The following is a 17,472-nucleotide window of genomic DNA, read 5'->3' as shown; positions in this document are numbered from 1 at the left end:
AAATATGTTGCGTCAGTTGATGCGTGGATGCTGCTGCACCAGGTTTTCGCGCTTGGCTTCCAGCTCGGCGATTTGCGCGTCGATGTCTTCGATCTTCTGCTCGATATTGTCTTCGTGCTCCTGCAGCAGCTCTTTGGCTTCCTCGATATCCGAAGCCGCCGGTGCTGCGCCGCGCAGGGGTTTGTTGGCGGTTTCCTTCATGGTCAGGGCGGTGAAAAGCCCCAACACGGCAAACACCATCAGGTAGTAGGCCGGCATGTACAGGTTGTTGGTGGTCTCTACCAGCCAGGCCATGGCGGTCGGCGTGAGGCCGGCCACCAGGATCGAGATGTTAAAGGCGCTGGCCAACGCGCTGTAGCGGATGTGGGTAGGGAACATCGCCGGCAGGGTGGACGCCATCACGCCGATAAAGAAGTTGAGCACCACCGCAATGATCAGCAGCCCCGAGAAAATCAGCCCGAGCTTGCCGCTGTTGATCAGCATGAAAGCCGGAATGGCGAGGAAGAACAGGGCGATGCTGCCGAACAGAATGAAGGGTTTACGCCCGATCTTGTCGCTGACAAAGCCAATCATTGGCTGCACGAACAGCATGCCGACCATGATCGCGATGATAATCAACACACCGTGGTTTTCGCTGTAGTGCAGGTTGTGGGACAGGTAGCTCGGCATGTAGGTGAGCAGCATGTAGTAGGTGACGTTGGTCACCACCACCACGCCGACGCAAGTCATCAGGCTGCGCCAGTGCTTGGTGGCGACTTCCTTGAACGACACCTTCGGGCCGCCTGCCAAGCCTTCGCGATCGCCTTGTTCGAGTTGTTCCACATGCTGTTGAAAGGCCGGTGTTTCTTCCAGGGCATGACGCAAGTAGAGCCCGATCATGCCCAATGGCAGCGCGAGGAAGAACGGCAGGCGCCAGCCCCAGGACTGGAACGCCTCTTCGCCGATCACCGCCGAAATCAACACCACGACACCGGCGCCAAGGACGAAGCCGGCGATGGAGCCGAAGTCCAGCCAGCTGCCGAGGAAGCCGCGCTTGCGGTCGGGGGCGTATTCGGCGACGAAGATCGACGCGCCGGTGTATTCACCGCCTACCGAGAAGCCCTGGGCCATCTTGGCCAAGAGCAACAGGATCGGCGCCCAGATCCCGATCGAGTCATAGGAGGGGATCAACCCGATGGCAAAGGTGCTGATGGACATGATCACGATGGTCGCGGCCAGGACCTTTTGCCTGCCGTATTTGTCCCCCAGTCGGCCGAAAAACAGGCCGCCCAACGGGCGAATCAGGAACGGCACCGAGAAGGTCGCCAGGGCGGCGATCATCTGTACGCTGGGGGATGCCTCGGGGAAAAACACCTTGCCGAGTACATAGGCGACAAAGCCGTATACGCCGAAGTCGAACCATTCCATGGCGTTGCCCAGCGCAGCGGCGGTGATCGCCTTGCGCATCTTGGCGTCGTCGACAATGGTGATGTCATCCAATCCAATCGGATTGACGGTTTTCTTGCGTGATTTCATGGGAATTACTCAGCCCTGGTCCATTTCATTGCCATTGTTTTAATGGCACGTGCTCTTTGGTCAGATACATGCGGACACTGAATAATTCACCGTTGGCTGGTTTTTTTTGTTAATGGCCCAGCAAAAATCAATGGATCCGGTCGCCCCCCAGGGAATCACGCTGCATCGATTGCAGGTTTTTCTCGATGGTTTCGCAGAGGGCTTCCATCTGGATCTGGTGTTCGCTGTCACGAAACGGGCTTTGCAAATCGGTGCCGATGCGTTCGATCGCCAGCAGCATGAAGCCCACCACCGTGGACGCCAGCGGGGTGAACCAGCCCAGGGATTCCACCAGGCCTACCGGCACGATCAGGCAGAACAGTGAAATGAACAGCCGTGGGAAATACACGTAAGGGTAGGGCAGCGGCGTGTTGGCGATGCGCTCCATGCCGCCCTGGCTGTTGGACAAATCCACCAGGGTCGATTCCAGTCGCGCCAGGCGAATGCTGTCCAGGCGCCCGGCCTTGTATTCCTGGGCCAGCAGGGCTGCGGAGCCGTTGAGAATGTCGTTGGAAAAGTTATTGGTACTGGTGCTGCGGGCGAACTCGTCGGCTGGCAGGAACGCGCGGATTTCCTCCGGGCAAGGCTGGCCCCGCAAGTGCGCCGCCAGGCAGTTCACGTAGGCCACGTGACGGCGCAGCAACGTCGACTTTATCGGGTTGACCTCGTTGTTCGGGTCATCCAGCAGCGTCAGCACTTGCCGCGCAAAGCTGCGGGAATTGTTGACCATCGCGCCCCACAAGGTGCGTGCTTCCCACCAACGGTTATAGGCGCTGCTGTTGCGGAAACTGATCAACACCACCAGCGCCGAGCCGAGCAAAGTCAGTGGCATCAGCGGCAGGTTGATCTTGCTGTTGAGGAACAGCATGAAGTCCACGGTGACGGCGATATCCCAGAGCAACAGCCAGAACAGTGCCCAGCCTACATAGCCCATGGTCTTGATGATCAGGCGGTATTTTTTGATGATGGCAGCTTTCAAACGGAAACCTCGCGGCGAGCGGTAAACATCAATGCCCTAGCTCGGACGGTGTTTACCGGGTAAAGGTTCGCCGGGGTGCTGCGTGTTCAGGCTTGAAGCGACAGAACGAAGCGGTTTTCGCTGTGGGGCATGCCGTCCGGTGCGGACTGTTCAGGCACGAAACCGCAGCGGGACAGGACTTTTTGTGAGCCCATATTCTCCGGGTAAACGTACGCCACCAATTGCTTGAGTGCCCAACGCGCCTGTGCCTCGTGGATCAGATGGTTCAGCGCCAGGGTTGCCAGCCCTTGCCCGCACGAGCGCTCGCCCACGCGGTAACCGACTTCGGCAGAGCCCGTCGGTGAATCGATGCTTTTCAGATTGGCGCGACCGACGATTTCGCCGCTGGCGTCTTCGATCACGAACGGGTGCCACGCGCCGGCGGCAAGGCCAGATAAATAGCCTTCAATATGCTCGGCGACGCCCTGTACCGAATAAAACGAAGGCGCGCGCGCCTCGATATGCGACTCGAACCACTCACGGTTACGGGTTTCGAAGGCCAGCAATGCTTCAGTGTCCGTACTGCTCAGCTCGCGAACGCGAAATGACGTCATTGCTCAAATCTCCCAGGTTGTTCTGTCCATTTAGTCATGTTTTCGTCATAAAGGCGTGTGAAATTTGCCTGCCAAAAATATGAAATCATGGAGTTTTTCCGATGAGGGTAGTCACCTCCGGCTCGGCGTATCTGGACATTGATGCGTACGCCTGTTGCATCGCGTATGCCGAGTTGTTGAATCGCCAAGGGATCGAGGCGCGGGCCGTCAGCAGTGCTCCGCTGAATGCCAGCATCTCCAGGACCGTGCTCGGCTGGCCATCGTCACTGGATGACTACCGGCCCGGGCCCGGTGATGAGTTTGTGATGGTGGATATCTCGGACTTCCACCACTTCGACCCGGTGGTCGTGCTCGATCAGGTGGTGGAGGTTATCGACCATCACCCGGGCTTTGAAACCTATTGGGCGCAGCAACTCGGGCCTCATGCAGACATCCAATCGATCGGCGCGGCGGCGACGCAGGTTTTCCTGCGTTGGGAGGCGGCCGGTTTATTGCCGCTGATCAGCGAACACAGTGCCGCGTTGCTGGCCACGGCAATCCTGGACAATACCCTGAACTTTACCGGGCAGTTGACCACTTCGGCGGATATTCGGGCTTATGAAGCCCTCGCTCTGCTGGCGAAACTCGCGGCGGACTGGCCTGAGCGATATTTTCATGAGTGCCAGGCCACTATCGAATCAGACCTGGTGGGCGCGCTGGCGGGCGACATGAAGTGGCTGAAGGCTGACAGCAACCTGCCACAGGTTTTCGCGCAGATGACGGTGTGGGATGCCGGTGCGCTGATCCGAAAGCATCGCTCGACCATCGTTGATTGGCTGGCGGCCCAGGGTGAGGACTGGCTGGTGAATATCATCAGCATCCATGAGTGCAAAAGCTATTTCCTGGCTGAGCCTACGGTCAGCCAACAAAAAATCAGCCAGGTGCTTTCCATTGACTGGCAGGCCGGGATGGCAGTGCTTGATCGTTCGCTGTTGCGCAAGGAACTGGTGAGACTGGCGGCCACTGATTGACGGCGCTCGCCAATGCGACGTTCCTCTTTGATGAACCCGGAATACAATGGCCAAGGTATTACCGAAAAGGAACGACAGTTGAACGAACACACATTGTCCATGCGCCTGGAACGCGTGGCGGCCCATATACCCGCCGGGGCGCGCCTGGCGGATATCGGCTCCGATCACGGCTACCTGCCGGTGGCGTTGATGCGTCGCGGCGCTATTGTGGCGGCGGTGGCGGGCGAAGTGGCCTTGACGCCGTTCCGCGCAGCCGAGCGTACGGTGCGCGAGAACGAGCTGGAGCAACACATTACCATGCGCCTGGCCAGTGGCCTGGCGGCGATTGAGCCGGCTGACGGGATCACTGCGATCAGTATTTGCGGCATGGGCGGCGAGACCATCCGCGACATCCTCGACAGTGACAAGGCACGTCTCAGTGGCCAGGAGCGCCTGGTGCTGCAACCCAACGGCGGCGAGCAACCGTTGCGCCAGTGGCTGATGGAAAACGGCTACCGCATCGTGTGCGAAGAGCTGCTGCGGGAGAATCGTTTTTTCTACGAAATCATCGTTGCCGAGCGCGCGGAGCCTGTGAGCTACACCGCCGAAGAGCTGTACTTCGGCCCGCTGCAAATGCAGGCCCGCCGCCCGGAATTCCTGCTCAAGTGGCAGCGCATCCTGCGCCACAAACAGCAGACCCTGAGCGACTTTGCCCAGGCACGGCAGGCGGTGTCCGAGGACAAGGTGCGAGAGGTTGCCCAGCAGGCGCGGTGGATTACCGAGCTGCTGGCCTGAAGGTCAGCCGGCGATGGTGTTCAGCTCTGCCAGCACCTCATCCGAAAGATCCAGTTCGCTTACCGCCATGTTTTCACGCAAGTGAGTGACGGAGGACGTGCCGGGGATCAGCAGGATATTGGGTGAACGACGCAGCAACCATGCCAGGGCCAATTGCATCGGGGTGACGCCAAGCCGCTGTGCAACGTTCGACAACACCGCAGACTGCACCGGCGAGAACCCGCCCAGCGGGAAGAACGGCACATAGGCAATGCCGTCCTGGGCCAACTCGTCGATCATCGCGTTATCGTGTTGATGGGCGATGTTGTACAGGTTTTGGACACACACGAAACGCACGATTTTTCGCGCCTCGGCCACCTGCGTCGGGGTCACGTTGCTGATGCCGATATGGCGTATCAACCCTTGTTGTTGCAGCTCGGCAATGGCACTCAGTGGCTCTTCGATCGAGCCTTCGGCAGTGCCCATCACGCCGTGCATGGCTCGCACATTCACCACGTCCAGCACATCCAGGCCCAGGTTGCGCAGGTTGTCATGCACGGCCTGGGTCAGCTCGGCCTTCGACGACGCATTGAACCAGGCGCCATCGTCGCCACGACGGGCGCCCACCTTGGTGACGATGGTGAGGTCGTCTTTATATGGATGCAGTGCCTCACGAATGATCTGATTGGTGATATGCGGTCCGTAGAAATCGCTGGTGTCGATATGGTTTACGCCGGATGCGATGGCCTCGCGTAGTACTGCGAGCGCCGCCTCACGATCTTTTGGCGGGCCAAACACCCCGGGACCAGCCAGTTGCATGGCGCCGTATCCGATGCGGTTGACGGTACGATCGCCGAGATTGAAGGTGCTGAGGTTCATGGTTGTAGCTCTTGCTTGGCGGGAGGAAGCCTATAATATGAAGGATCCTTCAGGTTTTGAATTCGCATTCCATGAGCACTCTCAAAGCGTCACTAAAGCCAAGAAAATCAGCGGTTCAAGCCCGGTCGGCGGCGACGGTCGAAGCGTTGCACACGGCGACCCTTCAGGTTTTGACCGCTCAGGGTTTGGTCCGCTGCACCACGACCCGCGTGGCCGAACGTGCGGGCATGTCGGTGGGCAGTCTCTATCAGTACTATCCAAACCGCGATGCACTGCTCGCTGCGGTTTTGGAAAAGCATCTGGTCCATGTGGCCGAGACCGTCGAGCAGGCCTGCGACCAATACCAGGGCACGACGGTTGCTGAAATGGCATCGGGGTTTGTCACGGCTTTTCTCGCCGTGAAACTGATGGATCCGACGGCGTCCAAAGCCCTCTATGCCATCGCGGGTGAGCGGGGCGGCGCGGAGCTGGTCGCGCGGATCAACAAGCGGATGGTGGCCGCGATTGCAGCGATGTTGGCGACGGCGTCGGATGCCCGTTTTGAAGACCCATCCCTGACCGCCGCCATCTCGCTCAGCGCGGTGGTGGGACCGGTGCGGGCGTTGCTTGAAGGCAATGCATCAGCGGCCTTTGAAGCCGGGCTGGAACAGCAGGTGACACGCATGCTGCGGGCTTATCTTCAAACCTATCAGTCACTTACGTAAATCGTGCGCAGGGTATTTTGCAGCACGGCTTCGCACTAAAGTTACATCCATGGGTCCATAAGCCCCGCAATCGAACTTTGAAGATTTAACCCATGCACCTACGCAAAATTGCAGTTGGGCTATCGGCCCTTGTTTTGCTTTCCACTGGGGCAGAAGCTCGTGGTCTGCTGGACCTCATCAAGCTGCCTGCCGAGCATCAGCCACACACCTCCCGCTCGGGTTCCATCAGCCAGGGTGCCGCCCTGGATCTCTATTCAAACAAACAGCAACGTGCCTCGTTCGATGGCTGCGCCGATCTGTTCCCGTCCGCGCAACCGATCAACACGGCCACGGTGCCGGCCACCATGAAACCCCTGGCGCTGTGCTCGGATAATTTTGCGGTGCTCTACTCACAAACCAGCAAGACCCCGCTGGTAGTGGTCGAACGCCTGAATGCCAGCCAGTTGCAGGACGCCAAAGGCGAAGAACGCACCAACCAGTTCTACGCCGACCCGCGCATTCCCAAGGGCGCACGCGCCGAGTTGAGCGACTACCGTGGCCAACATCCGGCCGTGGACCGTGGCCATCAATCCCCGGCCGCCGATGCGCCGAGCACCAACGCCATGGCCCAATCCTTCGCACTGTCGAACATGGTGCCCCAGGACCCTACCAACAACCGCAAGATCTGGAGCAAGGTCGAGGCGGACGTGCGCAAGTTTGCCAAGCGCGCCGACGGCAATGTGTACGTGTTCACCGGCCCGCTGTTTGACCCGGGCTACAGCACCATCGGCAACAACAAGGTCTGGGTGCCGACCCGTTTGTTCAAGCTGGTGTATGACGTGTCGTCCAAGCGCGCCTGGGCGTATGTACTGCCCAACGCTGAAACCCGTATCCAGAAGCCGATGGATTACGAAACGTTTGTGAAGACTACCGGGCTCAAGTTGTTGGGGAATTTGCCGGTAACGGGGTCAGTTGGGCGCACTTGATGGCTTGAAGCTGTTGGCGTTACTTACCCTTTTTCAACGTCTTCAACCGCAACGTTGCGCGCTGCACAGCGGCCATCTTCTCTGGCCGCTTCATCTTTTTCCATTTGCGAATGTCGTCCTTGGTGCGTCCACAGCTGACGCACAGCTCACCACTGAGCTGGCAGGTTGAGACGCACGGATTCTCGATATCCTTAGCCAAGGCTTCGCCCCTTTACCGCATACAGTTTGGTCAGGCGCAGACGCCAATCGCCGCCATGCTGGAGGTGACATTCTTCCTCGGAATCGAAGCGAACGTAGCGGTCCGAAGAGGGGCGATCCACGCCGGCGTCTTCCAGCGCCGTGGCCGTCAGCTCGCGCATGCGTTGGTCCAGTCCGCTTGAAAGCGCCAGTTCCTTGTTCGCACGTGTGTCGAATACCCAGATGACGACCAGGCTTTGTGCAAAGGCCTGGTAGTCGACTTCGTGGGTCAGCCAATCGAAGCCGGTGATTTCGGCCTTGGCGATTTCACAGGCTTCGGTCAGGGTCGTGACCAGGCGGCGCTCGATGCGCGCGCTGTCGCGTTTGGTTGAAGACATGGGGAGTCCCTTATGAGCGAGGAGGGTGATGATACGCGAGAGAGCAACTGTGGGAGCTGTCGAGGTTGATCGTTCCCACGCTCTGCGTGGGAATGCCACCTCGGACGCTCCGCGTCCAGCTGACGATGCAAGGCTCAAGCCCTGCGCAGGGGGTGACGCGGAGCGTCACAGGATGTATTCCCACGCAGAGCGTGGGAACGATCAACTGTGCAAACCTGCAAAGCTCGACAGCTCCCACATTGGATTCGTTTTGCCTGTCAGATTTTCTTCGGCCGATCCAGCTTGCGCGTCATGGTGTACACCGCCACCCCGGCGGCCAGGATGCCGGAGGCCGCGCCGACTGCCAGTGCCCAGCGTGGGCCGAGGTGGTCGGCCACCCAACCTACAATCGGAGCACCAATCGGTGTGCCGCCAAGGGCCACGCCCACCCGCAGGGCGATCACTCGGCCGCGCATGGCGGGCTCGGTGGTGAGTTGCATCAGGCTGTTGGTGGTGTTGCTGAAGGTCAGGGCGCCCACGCCGATGATCACCAGCGCCCCGGCGAACAGCCAGTAATTCGGGGCAATCGCCGCCAGGGTGCAGCCCACCCCGAACACCAGCGCGCCGTACAGCAGTGACTTGAAGTGCGGCCGCTCGCGGCCGGCGGCGAGCAGCGCCCCGGCGATGGTGCCGATGGCCAGGGTCGACGTCAGCAGGCCATAGCCACGGGCATCGGCGTGGAACACGGTGACGGCCATGGTCGAGATAAAGATCGGAAAATTCATGCCGAAGGTGCCGATCAAAAACAGCATGACCAAGATCGCCATCAGGTCTGGTCGCGCCCACACATAGCGCAAGCCTTCAGTGAGGCTGCCCTTGGTACGCAGCGCTCGCAGGCTGGTGTGCAGGCCGGAAACCCGCAGCAGAAACAGCGACGCCAGCACCGCGAAAAAGCTCGCGCCATTGAGCAGGAAAGCCCAGCCGGTGCCCACCGACGCGATGGTCACGCCGGCCACCGCCGGGCCGATCATGCGGGCCATGTTGAACGAGGTGGAATTGAGCGCGATGGCGTTGGACAAGTCTGCCTCGCCCACCAGATCCGCCACGAAAATCTGCCGCACCGGCGCGTCGAACGCCGAGGCACAGCCGGACAGAAACGCGAACACATACACGTGCCACAGCTGCACGATGCCGGTCAGGGTAAACACCCCCAGCATCAGCGCCAGCACACCCATCACGCCCTGGGTGACGATCAGCAACTTACGCTTGTCGTAGTGATCGGCCGCGAAGCCGGTCCAGGGCAGCAACAGCAACTGCGGCCCGAACTGCAACGCCATGACGATGCCGACGGCCGAGGCGTTATGCGGCGTGAGCTGGGTCAGCACCAGCCAGTCCTGGGCCGTGCGTTGCATCCAGGTGCCGATATTCGACACCAGGGCGCCGACAGCCCAGATGCGGTAGTTGACGCTGCGCAGCGAGCGGAAAATGCCCATGGAACTCACACCGTTCGCGAGGTGTGCGTTTCAAGCAAACCGAGGATGTCTTGCGCAGTACCGGTTTCGCCCAGCTTCGGGAACACCTGATGCAGGCTGTAGTGGTGGGCCTCGGGGTTCGCGTCGGTCATGGCGTCGATGGCCAGGGTCACGTTGAAACCGGCCTCGTAGGCCTGGCGAGCGGTGGATTCCACGCCGGTGCCGGTGGCTACCCCGGTGATCACCACTTGGGTCACGCCGAGTGCCTTCAACTGCGCCTCGAGATCGGTGCTGGCGAACGCGCCCCAGGTGCGTTTGGTCACCACAATGTCGCTGGGTTGCTGACCGAGTGCGGGTAACAGGTCGGCCCAGCCCGGTGGGAACACGTCGCTGCGCCGTGGCCGCTCGGTGCGCCCGGACGCGAAGCCTGTGACGTTGACCAGCACCACCGGCATCTCGCTCTCACGGAACGCGTCCAGCAGTGCACGCGAGCGCTCCACTACGCTGCCGATGGGGTGGATGAACGGGTATTCGGCGATGCCTTTTTGCAAGTCCACGATGATCAGTGCGGTATTCGGATCCAGCGAGGTGACGGCCATGGGATGTCCTCGAGCGGGTAGGGTGCAGCTCAAAAATCGGCAAGGCGCTCCAGCAGCTTTACCGCCGCTGCGAGTTCGGCTTGCTCTTTGGCAGACAGTTGCTCCTGCAGCGCCCGCAGCAGCCAATCGTCCTTGGCTGCCCGGCTGGCGATCAGGTGTTTACGAAAGCCGGGAGTCAGCTCGATCAGGGTTTGACGCCCATCGCTGGGGTCGGGTTTGCCCCTTATCGCTTTCATGGTCTCAAGCCCGGCCACAGTGATGCGCATGGACTGCGGTCGTACGCTTTCCGCCCGGGCCAGGGCCGAAACGGTAGTGGGCCCGTCACGGTCCAGGCGCAGCAGCACCGACTTCTGGGCGGAGGTGAAATCGTTCGGATGGGTTTGTTCCCGCAGCCGACGTATCAGCTTGCCCAGGGAGATACGCAGCTCGGCGGCCAGGGCGGCGGAGTGGGCTTCGGAGGTGATGGAAGGTTTGTTCATGTCCGGACGTTAGCATGCGTGCAGAAAAACTGTACAGTTTAGCTGTATGAATTTTTATTCATAAAAGGCGCCGCATTCCCTGCACGCCATAGAGCGCCATTGCAGAAGGCAGACTGATCAACCACTCTATTGACGATGTTCCACCCTGCATAGGCGCTCTTACGTGACACCCAACACTGATGAACAACGCCGCCAACTCAAAGCGGCCTGCACTGTCGAGATCAACGGGTTTGCAGAGCCCACGCCTGCCCAGTGGTTCCAGGAAATGGCGGATTGGGCGCAGGCCAACGACGTATCCCATGACAATTATGGCAGCGGTCAGTTGATCGAAGGTTTTGAAGCCAAGGTTGCCGAACTGCTGGGCAAACCCGCTGCGGTGTTCATGCCCAGCGGGGTGATGGCGCAATTGATCGCGGTCAACATCTGGAGCGAGCGACGCCGGCTGCCGCGCTTCGGGATACATGCGTCTTCTCATTTGCAGCTCCACGAAGAGCAGGCCTTCCAGGCCTTGTTGCGCTTGCATGGGGTGATGGTGGGGCACCGGTTGCGACCGATCCTTGCCGAAGACCTGTCAGCGATTGCCGAGCCCCTGAGCTGCCTCGTGGTGGAGTTGCCCGCCCGGGAGATCGGTGGGCAACTGCCTGAATGGCATGAGCTGGAGACCCTGAAAGCAGCGGCTGCGGCCTCCAATACACCGCTGCATATGGACGGCGCCCGCCTATGGGAAACCCGTGCTTACTACCAGCGTTCTTACGCCGAAATCGCTGAAGGCTTCTCCTCCGTATACGTCTCGGCCTACAAAGGCGTCGGTGGTATTGCAGGCTCGCTGCTGGTCGGCGAAACCGACTTTATCCAACAGGCTCGCCTGTGGCGTAAACGGCTGGGCGGCACCCTGATAAAACAGAGCCCGATGGTGGTCTCCACGGCCATGCGCTTTGATCAAAGGCTGGCGATGCTGAACGCCTGCTATCAGCGCGCGCTAAGCCTGGCAACCTGCCTGCAAACGATCCCAGGCATTCGTCTCCTGCCGCGCACGCCTCAGGTGAACATGCTTCACCTGTATTTCGACGCAGACCGGGCGGCGTTGCTCAACGCCCGCGATGAGATTGCGCGACAGCACGGATGTTGGCTGTTCACCCACCTGGAACCCGCAGAGGTGCCGGGGTGGTGCAAGACCGAGTGCTATGTCGGTGATCGATTATTGGGTCTGGAGGATGAGCGGGTTCTACAGCTGTTCACGGACCTGATGCGGCAAGCGACTCAAGACGACTGACGCAACCCTTTCGTTAGATCGACTGTCGCCGGCTGGCCCCCGGCGGCTGCCCGGTAACGCGCTTGAACGCCCGGCTGAACGCCGCCTGGGAGTTATAGCCAAGGCGCTGCGCCACGGTTTCGATCGGCAGCCGCTCCAGCGTCAGCCACTGGCTGGCCAGGCGCATCCGCAGTTCGGTGGCGTAACGCAAAGGTGGTGTGCCGATGGTGGTTTGAAAGTGCTGGGCGAACACCGAGCGTGAGGTATGACATTGCGCTGCCAACTCCTCCACCGTCCAATCGCGCCCGGGCTGCTGGTGCAACGCCAGCAAGGCCTTGGCCAGGCGCGGGTCGCGTAACGCGGCCACCAGGCCGGACGCATTCCCGCAGGCACATTCAACCCAACCCCGAATCACCATCGCCGCCACCACCTCTGCGAGGCGCGCCAGAATGCCGGCGAAGCCAATGCGGGCGCTGCTGACTTCACGCTCCATGGCCGTCAGGATCGGCATCAGCCCCGGATAACGCTGGCCCTTGGCATCGATCAGCATCAGGTCCGGCATCAGGCGGCCAAGGCCGTGCAAACTCCCCAGTTCAAACTCCATGCAGCCGCTGAAGAGCAGGGCGCTTTGCGTCACGCCCACATCGGCCCGGGCATCCACGGCACACACCGCATCACCGAGGGTTGCGGCGTTGAAGCTGTCGATGTCCTGCACCGGCACGTCCGGGCTGGAGAGCACCTGATGGGAACCGCCATGGGAGATGAACACCGCATTGCCTGGCGTCAGTTCATACAGAGTGCCGTCTTCGGTACGCAGGGTGACGCAACCGGCAGCGATAAGGTGGAAGTAGGCGTGTCCGGGCTTGGCCGGGAAGCCCAGGCCAAACGCCGGCCCAGTCTGGATGCGCCGGTACTCGACACCCCGCAGGCGCATGCCGCGCAGCAGCTCGTTGATGAGATCAGAGGACTGGTCGAACGGATCCGTGGGCATCATTTCCGGGGTTTCGGTAAAGGATTCGAGATTTTGCATCATAGATCATCCTGATCGTCGCACCTAGACTGCCGGTCGCAATAACTTTTGAAGGATGACCGTGATGAGCAGTTGTGTGTGTGACGCCGTAACCGGTGCAGATGTAGCGCCCGCGACGCCGGCCTGGATGGCGGTGTTTTCGTTGGCGATGGGCGTGTTCGGATTGCTGACGGCGGAGTACCTGCCGGCCAGCCTGCTGACGCCGATGGCAGCCGAGCTCGGTGTTTCGGAAGCCTTGGCAGGGCAGGCGGTGACGGTCACGGCGGTGGTTGCACTATTCGCCGGGTTGCTGGTGCCGGGCCTGACCCGAGGGATCGACCGCCGCGTGGTGTTGCTGTGCTTCAGCGCATTGATGATCTGTTCCAACCTGCTGGTAGCCGTCTCGTCGAGCCTCACGGTGTTGCTGCTGATGCGTATCCTGTTGGGCATCGCACTGGGTGGCTTCTGGAGCATGGCGGCGGCGGTGGCGATGCGGCTTGTACCGGCGGCGCTGCTGCCGCGTGCCTTGTCGATCATCTTCAGCGGCATCGCGGTGGGTACGGTCGTGGCGGTACCGCTGGGCAGCTTTTTGGGTGGGCTGTACGGATGGCGCAGCGCTTTTCTCGCAGCCGCTGCGGTGGGCGGCGTGACCCTGGTGTTCCAGCTGTTCACCCTGCCACCACTTGCACCCCGCCGGACGGCACGCTTGAAAACCGTGCTTGAGGTGCTGCTGCGTCCGGGCATTGCCGTGGGCATGTTGGGATGCGTGCTGGTGCATACCGGGCACTTTGCGTTGTTCACCTATATCCGGCCATTCCTGGAAAGCACCACTGGCGTCGGCGCCGAAGGGCTGGCGCTGATGTTGCTGGGTTTCGGCGTTGCAAACTTCGCCGGCACGCTGCTGGCCGGGTGGCTGCTGGTGCGTCTGCCGCGCGGCACCTTGGTGTTGATGCCGGCCCTGGTCGGCGTGGCAGCACTCGCCCTGGCGCTGTTGCCGGCGACCGTGACGGGCCAGGTGTGGCTGTTGATGCTCTGGGGCCTGGCGTTTGGCGGCGTGCCGGTGGCCTGGTCAAACTGGGTGGCCCGGTCAGTGCCCGATCAGGCCGAAAGCGCCGGCGGCATGGTGGTGGCTTCGGTGCAGTCTGCGATTGCAGCGGGTGCGGCGGCGGGCGGTGCGATGTTTAGCTTCAGTGGTATCGACGGTGTGTTTGTCGCGGCAGGTATCTTGATGCTGCTGGCGGCTTTGTTGATTGCGCTGAAGGTGAAGGTAGAAGCGCCTCCACAAGGTGCAGAGGCGGGGCCGGCGTTTCATCTTTGAAAAGGCGGCGTACTGGCAAAGTTTGGTGTGAAGCGCATCGGTGGACTCTCCGGCACCCGGCGAGTAGGGGGGACAACTAGACCCCCTTCGCCTCGCCAATCAAAATATCCTCGAAAAACGCCCCGATCGGTTGTGTGGGATGACACAGCTGAATTTCCAAAACCCAGACCATCTCGCTCGGTACGATCTCGACCTCAGCCAGCTTGTCCTGCCCGAACAGGGCATGCGGGAAGTCGGCGATGCGGTGCCCGGCCAGGTTGCGCTCAAGGCGCCAGCCTTTGGAGTGGGCACTGTGCTCGGCGAAGTCGTACAGCTCGCGTCCGGTCAGCCCTTGGTGCCATGCGCTGCGGGTTTCGTCGAACACTTCATGCAGTGCTTTCACGCAGGCGCCATGCAACGGGTGCTCGCCGAAGACGAAGGTGTCGCCGTAATCGCCTTCATAGCCATCCCACACCGGGCCGAGGTCGACCACGGCGATATCGGTGGCGCGCAGCTTGCGTTGCGGGTCGATGCCTTGGCGCGGTGTGCGGATGGTGTCGTCGCCAAAGCGGATATAGGTGGGGTGCCAGGTGTGAGAAGCGCCCATGGCCTGCAAGGTTTGACTGGCCATGTCGAGGGCTTGCGCCGTAGTCATGCCGACTTTCAATTGGGCGGCGATGGCGGCCAGGGCTCTGACCGTCTGCTCGCGGGCAGCGAGCATGCCGTCCAGCGAGTAGCGCGGGCCGACTTTTTCCAGCACCGGGTGCCGCGTGTTGAGCGACTCCGCTGGTGTCAATGCACCGCTGGGAACGAAGGCTTCGGCGACAAAACGGTGAGCCTGGGCGCCCGCTGCCAGGCAGGTTTCGCGGACTTGGCTGATCATCTTGCTGTTGCCGCAGGCGTAGATTTGGCTATCCGCCCAGTTGTGGGGCTGTGTCAGTGCAACCTGTTGCACGCGGGCGTCTACCGACTGCACTCGATGCCAGTGAAAGCGTGGATGTGCCTGGCTGGCCCGCTCAAGAAACTCAGCGTCGTAGAAGTCTGCCGGCGACGAGTTTCCCCAATACAGGGTGACTTCGGCCTGGCGAGCCAGGGCCGTCAGCAATAAGGGCTTGATGCCGGCATAACCGGTCCCGGTCGCGAACAGCACAACAGGGCGCTCATCGTCGTGTTGCCAGGTGCAGGCGCCCACGGGGCCTTCGATTTTCACTGCGTCACCCACTTGCAGGGTCGGCAGGATGCGTTCGGAAAACAGGCCGCCGCTGACCTGGCGAATATGAAACACCAACCGGCCTTGATCCTGTGCGGGCAGATTGGCGACGGAGAAACAGCGGCTGTCGCCGTCGTCAAGGCGAAACCTGACGTACTGGCCGGCCCGCACGTCGAGTGGCTGGGCGGTCAGCAACACCAGCTCGACGATGTCGGCGCTCAACGCGCGCTTGCTGATCACCTGTGCGCTGACTTCCAAGGCTGGCGTGTCCAGTGACCAGCCGGGAATTTCCAGGCGCATGTCGCTGCAGGCATGGCTCTGGCACAGCAACATCTCGTCAGCCGCGAGAGGGTAGGAGGCGGCCGGGGTGTCGGGTGTGAGCACCTTTTCGCGGTACTCGCCCGACACCACCTTGACCTTGCACGACCCGCAGGCGCCGCGGCGGCAGGAGAAGGGTACGGCAAGACCGCTGGCCAGCATGGCGTCGAGCAGCAAGTCATCGGCGGCTTCGAAGGATTTGCCCGAGGGCAACAATTCAACGACATGGCGGTTGTGCATAAACACCTCGGGGCAATTGAGGTTCGATTGTTGCGTTAGACTAGGACCAGAAGAACCTCCAGTTTTGGATAATTCACATGGTCCAGCTCCGCAAATGGCGCCCGCTGCTCAAGCTCGATGGCGCGCAGCCGCAGGCGTCGTACAGAAAGATCATCGAAGGATTGGTAAGCGCGATTGCCGAGGGACGCCTGCGCCCCGGAACGCTGTTGCCCGGCACGCGGGAAATGGCGCAACTGCTGGACGTCAACCGCAAGACGGTAATCCTTGCCTACGAGGAGGCGGTGACCAAAGGCTGGCTGGTCAGCATTCAACGTCGCGGCACCTTCGTCAGTACGCAACTGGCGACAGGAGCGGTGACTGCCGCCAGCGCGCCGACGTCGTTTGCCCCCGCGTTGCGGGAGGTGCCTGCTGCGGCCTATTTCACCCCGGGCGAGCAGGCGACAGCGCTGCAACATCGGCCGGGCGCGCTGTTTTTCGATAATGGTGCCTGTGACCATCGTTTGCTGCCCCAAGCCGTCCTGCATCGCTATTACCGCAACGCCTTGCGCAACAGCTTTACCACCAACACCGTGCGCCATGGCACCGAAGGCAGCGGCCAGTACTTGCGCGACGCCCTGGCCGAAATGTTGCGGCACAATCGCGGCCTGAATGTCGACGCGCAGCAGATCTGCCTGACCCAAGGCGTGCAGATGTCGCTGTACTTGGCCGCCAGCGCGCTGCTCAAACCCGGTGATGTGGTGGTGGTCGAACGCCTGAGTTACCCACCTGCCTGGGAGATTTTCCGCCAGTTGGGCGCGCAACTGGTCACCGTGGACCTGGACGACGAAGGTTGCCGGGTCGACCAGCTCGATGAACTGTGCCGCCGGCACAACGTGCGGATGATGTATGTCACCCCCCATCACCAGTTTCCTACCACCGTCAGCCTGCGTGCCGGACGTCGCCAGCAGCTCCTGGAATTGGCCCGGCTGCATGATTTCTGCATCATCGAGGAAGATTACGACCACGAGTATCACTTTTCCGGACGGCCCTATTTGCCCCTGGCCAGCGACAGCGCGCAGCGTCATGTGATCTACATCGGCTCACTGTCCAAGTCCCTGGGCAGTACCTTCCGTTGCAGCTATATCGTTGCCCCGTCGAACCTCATCGAAGTGCTCGAGCGCACGGCGGCGGTGAGCCTGGGCCAGGGCGATGCCGTCATGCAGCGGATGCTCGCGGACTTGATCAACGATGGCGAGTTGAAGAAGCATCTGCGTCGGGTGTCCAGGGAATACCGTCGGCGTCGGGAGACACTGCTGAGTTGTTTGCTGGAGGCGTTTGGCGAGCAGATAGCCGTGCAGGAGCCGGAAGGCGGGCTGGCGTTGTGGGTCAGGTTCGCCGACTCAATCAACGTCAATCAACTGGCTGAAAAAGCTCTGGAGCTGGACCTGGTGGTGCGCAGCGGTCGCCTGTTTTCACCCTTTGATCATCCGGAGAATGCCTTGCGCCTGGGTTTCGCCTCGCTCAATCCGGAGGAAATCCGCGCAGCCACGCAGCGCCTGGCTCAGGCGGCGCGGGCGATTGGGGAAGCGGCTAAATAATGATGCCGGCTGAAAGGTGAATGTGTAA

The 17,472-nt window shown here is 61.2% G+C and carries 18 protein-coding genes; 7 read left to right on the top strand and 11 right to left on the bottom strand.

Features of this window, described 5'->3' with window-relative positions; translation table 11 throughout:
* Positions 1-12: 12 nt before the first annotated feature.
* From proP to HBJ59_RS00360, 3 genes are all read right to left on the bottom strand, one after another.
* Positions 13-1,515 (bottom strand): glycine betaine/L-proline transporter ProP, encoded by a 1,503-nt coding sequence (proP, locus tag HBJ59_RS00370; protein WP_076016140.1) that lies wholly within the window; start codon positions 1,513-1,515, stop codon positions 13-15.
* A 127-nt stretch (positions 1,516-1,642) separates the two neighbouring features.
* Entirely contained in the window at positions 1,643-2,533 is an 891-nt protein-coding gene (locus HBJ59_RS00365; RefSeq protein ID WP_076016139.1) for a bestrophin family protein, read from the bottom strand.
* 86 nt (positions 2,534-2,619) lie between these two features.
* Positions 2,620-3,126, bottom strand: coding sequence for a GNAT family N-acetyltransferase (locus HBJ59_RS00360; protein ID WP_167662478.1), 507 nt, complete (start codon positions 3,124-3,126; stop codon positions 2,620-2,622).
* Positions 3,127-3,227: 101 nt separating this feature from the next.
* On the opposite strand from HBJ59_RS00360, the gene HBJ59_RS00355 reads away from it, so the two are divergent.
* Positions 3,228-4,136, top strand: a complete 909-nt coding sequence (locus tag HBJ59_RS00355; RefSeq protein ID WP_167662477.1) for a bifunctional oligoribonuclease/PAP phosphatase NrnA — start codon at positions 3,228-3,230, stop codon at positions 4,134-4,136.
* Between the two features lie 78 nt (positions 4,137-4,214).
* Entirely contained in the window at positions 4,215-4,910 is a 696-nt protein-coding gene (locus tag HBJ59_RS00350; protein ID WP_167663411.1) for a tRNA (adenine(22)-N(1))-methyltransferase TrmK, read from the top strand.
* Positions 4,911-4,913: 3 nt separating this feature from the next.
* On the opposite strand, the gene HBJ59_RS00345 is transcribed toward HBJ59_RS00350, so the two are convergent.
* Entirely contained in the window at positions 4,914-5,768 is an 855-nt protein-coding gene (locus HBJ59_RS00345) for an aldo/keto reductase family oxidoreductase (protein WP_076016136.1), read from the bottom strand.
* 71 nt (positions 5,769-5,839) lie between these two features.
* On the opposite strand from HBJ59_RS00345, the gene HBJ59_RS00340 reads away from it, so the two are divergent.
* Both HBJ59_RS00340 and HBJ59_RS00335 read left to right on the top strand, forming a co-directional pair.
* A complete protein-coding gene (locus HBJ59_RS00340; protein ID WP_256670777.1) occupies positions 5,840-6,472 on the top strand; it encodes a TetR/AcrR family transcriptional regulator in 633 nt (210 codons plus the stop codon).
* A gap of 92 nt (positions 6,473-6,564) precedes the next feature.
* Positions 6,565-7,437, top strand: coding sequence for a DNA/RNA non-specific endonuclease (locus HBJ59_RS00335; RefSeq protein ID WP_076016134.1), 873 nt, complete (start codon positions 6,565-6,567; stop codon positions 7,435-7,437).
* A gap of 19 nt (positions 7,438-7,456) precedes the next feature.
* Here the strand turns inward: HBJ59_RS00335 and HBJ59_RS00330 are convergent, their stop codons facing one another.
* The 5 genes from HBJ59_RS00330 to HBJ59_RS00310 form a co-directional block, all read right to left on the bottom strand.
* A complete protein-coding gene (locus tag HBJ59_RS00330) occupies positions 7,457-7,636 on the bottom strand; it encodes a DUF1289 domain-containing protein (RefSeq protein WP_003207939.1) in 180 nt (59 codons plus the stop codon).
* The gene (locus HBJ59_RS00325) at positions 7,629-8,012 is read right to left on the bottom strand and encodes a hypothetical protein (RefSeq protein WP_167662476.1); all 384 of its coding nucleotides are present in this window, start codon (positions 8,010-8,012) and stop codon (positions 7,629-7,631) included. The genes HBJ59_RS00330 and HBJ59_RS00325 overlap by 8 nt, the downstream gene beginning before the upstream one ends.
* Positions 8,013-8,269: 257 nt before the next feature.
* Positions 8,270-9,484 (bottom strand): MFS transporter, encoded by a 1,215-nt coding sequence (locus tag HBJ59_RS00320; RefSeq protein ID WP_167662475.1) that lies wholly within the window; start codon positions 9,482-9,484, stop codon positions 8,270-8,272.
* Positions 9,485-9,489: 5 nt separating this feature from the next.
* Entirely contained in the window at positions 9,490-10,062 is a 573-nt protein-coding gene (locus HBJ59_RS00315) for an isochorismatase family protein (protein WP_167662474.1), read from the bottom strand.
* Positions 10,063-10,091: 29 nt separating this feature from the next.
* Positions 10,092-10,541 (bottom strand): MarR family winged helix-turn-helix transcriptional regulator, encoded by a 450-nt coding sequence (locus HBJ59_RS00310; RefSeq protein WP_167662473.1) that lies wholly within the window; start codon positions 10,539-10,541, stop codon positions 10,092-10,094.
* Between the two features lie 163 nt (positions 10,542-10,704).
* On the opposite strand from HBJ59_RS00310, the gene HBJ59_RS00305 reads away from it, so the two are divergent.
* Positions 10,705-11,814, top strand: a complete 1,110-nt coding sequence (locus tag HBJ59_RS00305) for a beta-eliminating lyase-related protein (RefSeq protein ID WP_167662472.1) — start codon at positions 10,705-10,707, stop codon at positions 11,812-11,814.
* 13 nt (positions 11,815-11,827) lie between these two features.
* Here the strand turns inward: HBJ59_RS00305 and HBJ59_RS00300 are convergent, their stop codons facing one another.
* Positions 11,828-12,823, bottom strand: a complete 996-nt coding sequence (locus HBJ59_RS00300) for an AraC family transcriptional regulator (RefSeq protein ID WP_178124236.1) — start codon at positions 12,821-12,823, stop codon at positions 11,828-11,830.
* Positions 12,824-12,887: 64 nt separating this feature from the next.
* On the opposite strand from HBJ59_RS00300, the gene HBJ59_RS00295 reads away from it, so the two are divergent.
* Positions 12,888-14,120: an MFS transporter gene (locus HBJ59_RS00295; protein WP_167662471.1), complete on the top strand. Its 1,233-nt coding sequence runs from the start codon at positions 12,888-12,890 to the stop codon at positions 14,118-14,120.
* Positions 14,121-14,196: 76 nt separating this feature from the next.
* Here HBJ59_RS00295 and HBJ59_RS00290 read toward each other — a convergent pair whose 3' ends face one another.
* Positions 14,197-15,867 (bottom strand): M24 family metallopeptidase, encoded by a 1,671-nt coding sequence (locus HBJ59_RS00290; RefSeq protein ID WP_167662470.1) that lies wholly within the window; start codon positions 15,865-15,867, stop codon positions 14,197-14,199.
* Positions 15,868-15,944: 77 nt separating this feature from the next.
* Here HBJ59_RS00290 and HBJ59_RS00285 point away from each other — a divergent pair, with 77 nt between their 5' ends.
* Positions 15,945-17,444, top strand: a complete 1,500-nt coding sequence (locus HBJ59_RS00285; RefSeq protein WP_167662469.1) for a PLP-dependent aminotransferase family protein — start codon at positions 15,945-15,947, stop codon at positions 17,442-17,444.
* Positions 17,445-17,472 lie beyond the last annotated feature (28 nt).

Origin of the sequence: Pseudomonas sp. AN3A02 (genome assembly GCF_011765255.1) — a bacterium.
Taxonomy (GTDB): Bacteria; Pseudomonadota; Gammaproteobacteria; order Pseudomonadales; family Pseudomonadaceae; genus Aquipseudomonas.
Note: the sequence above shows the minus strand (reverse complement) of the source record. Positions and strands in the feature narration are given on the sequence as shown.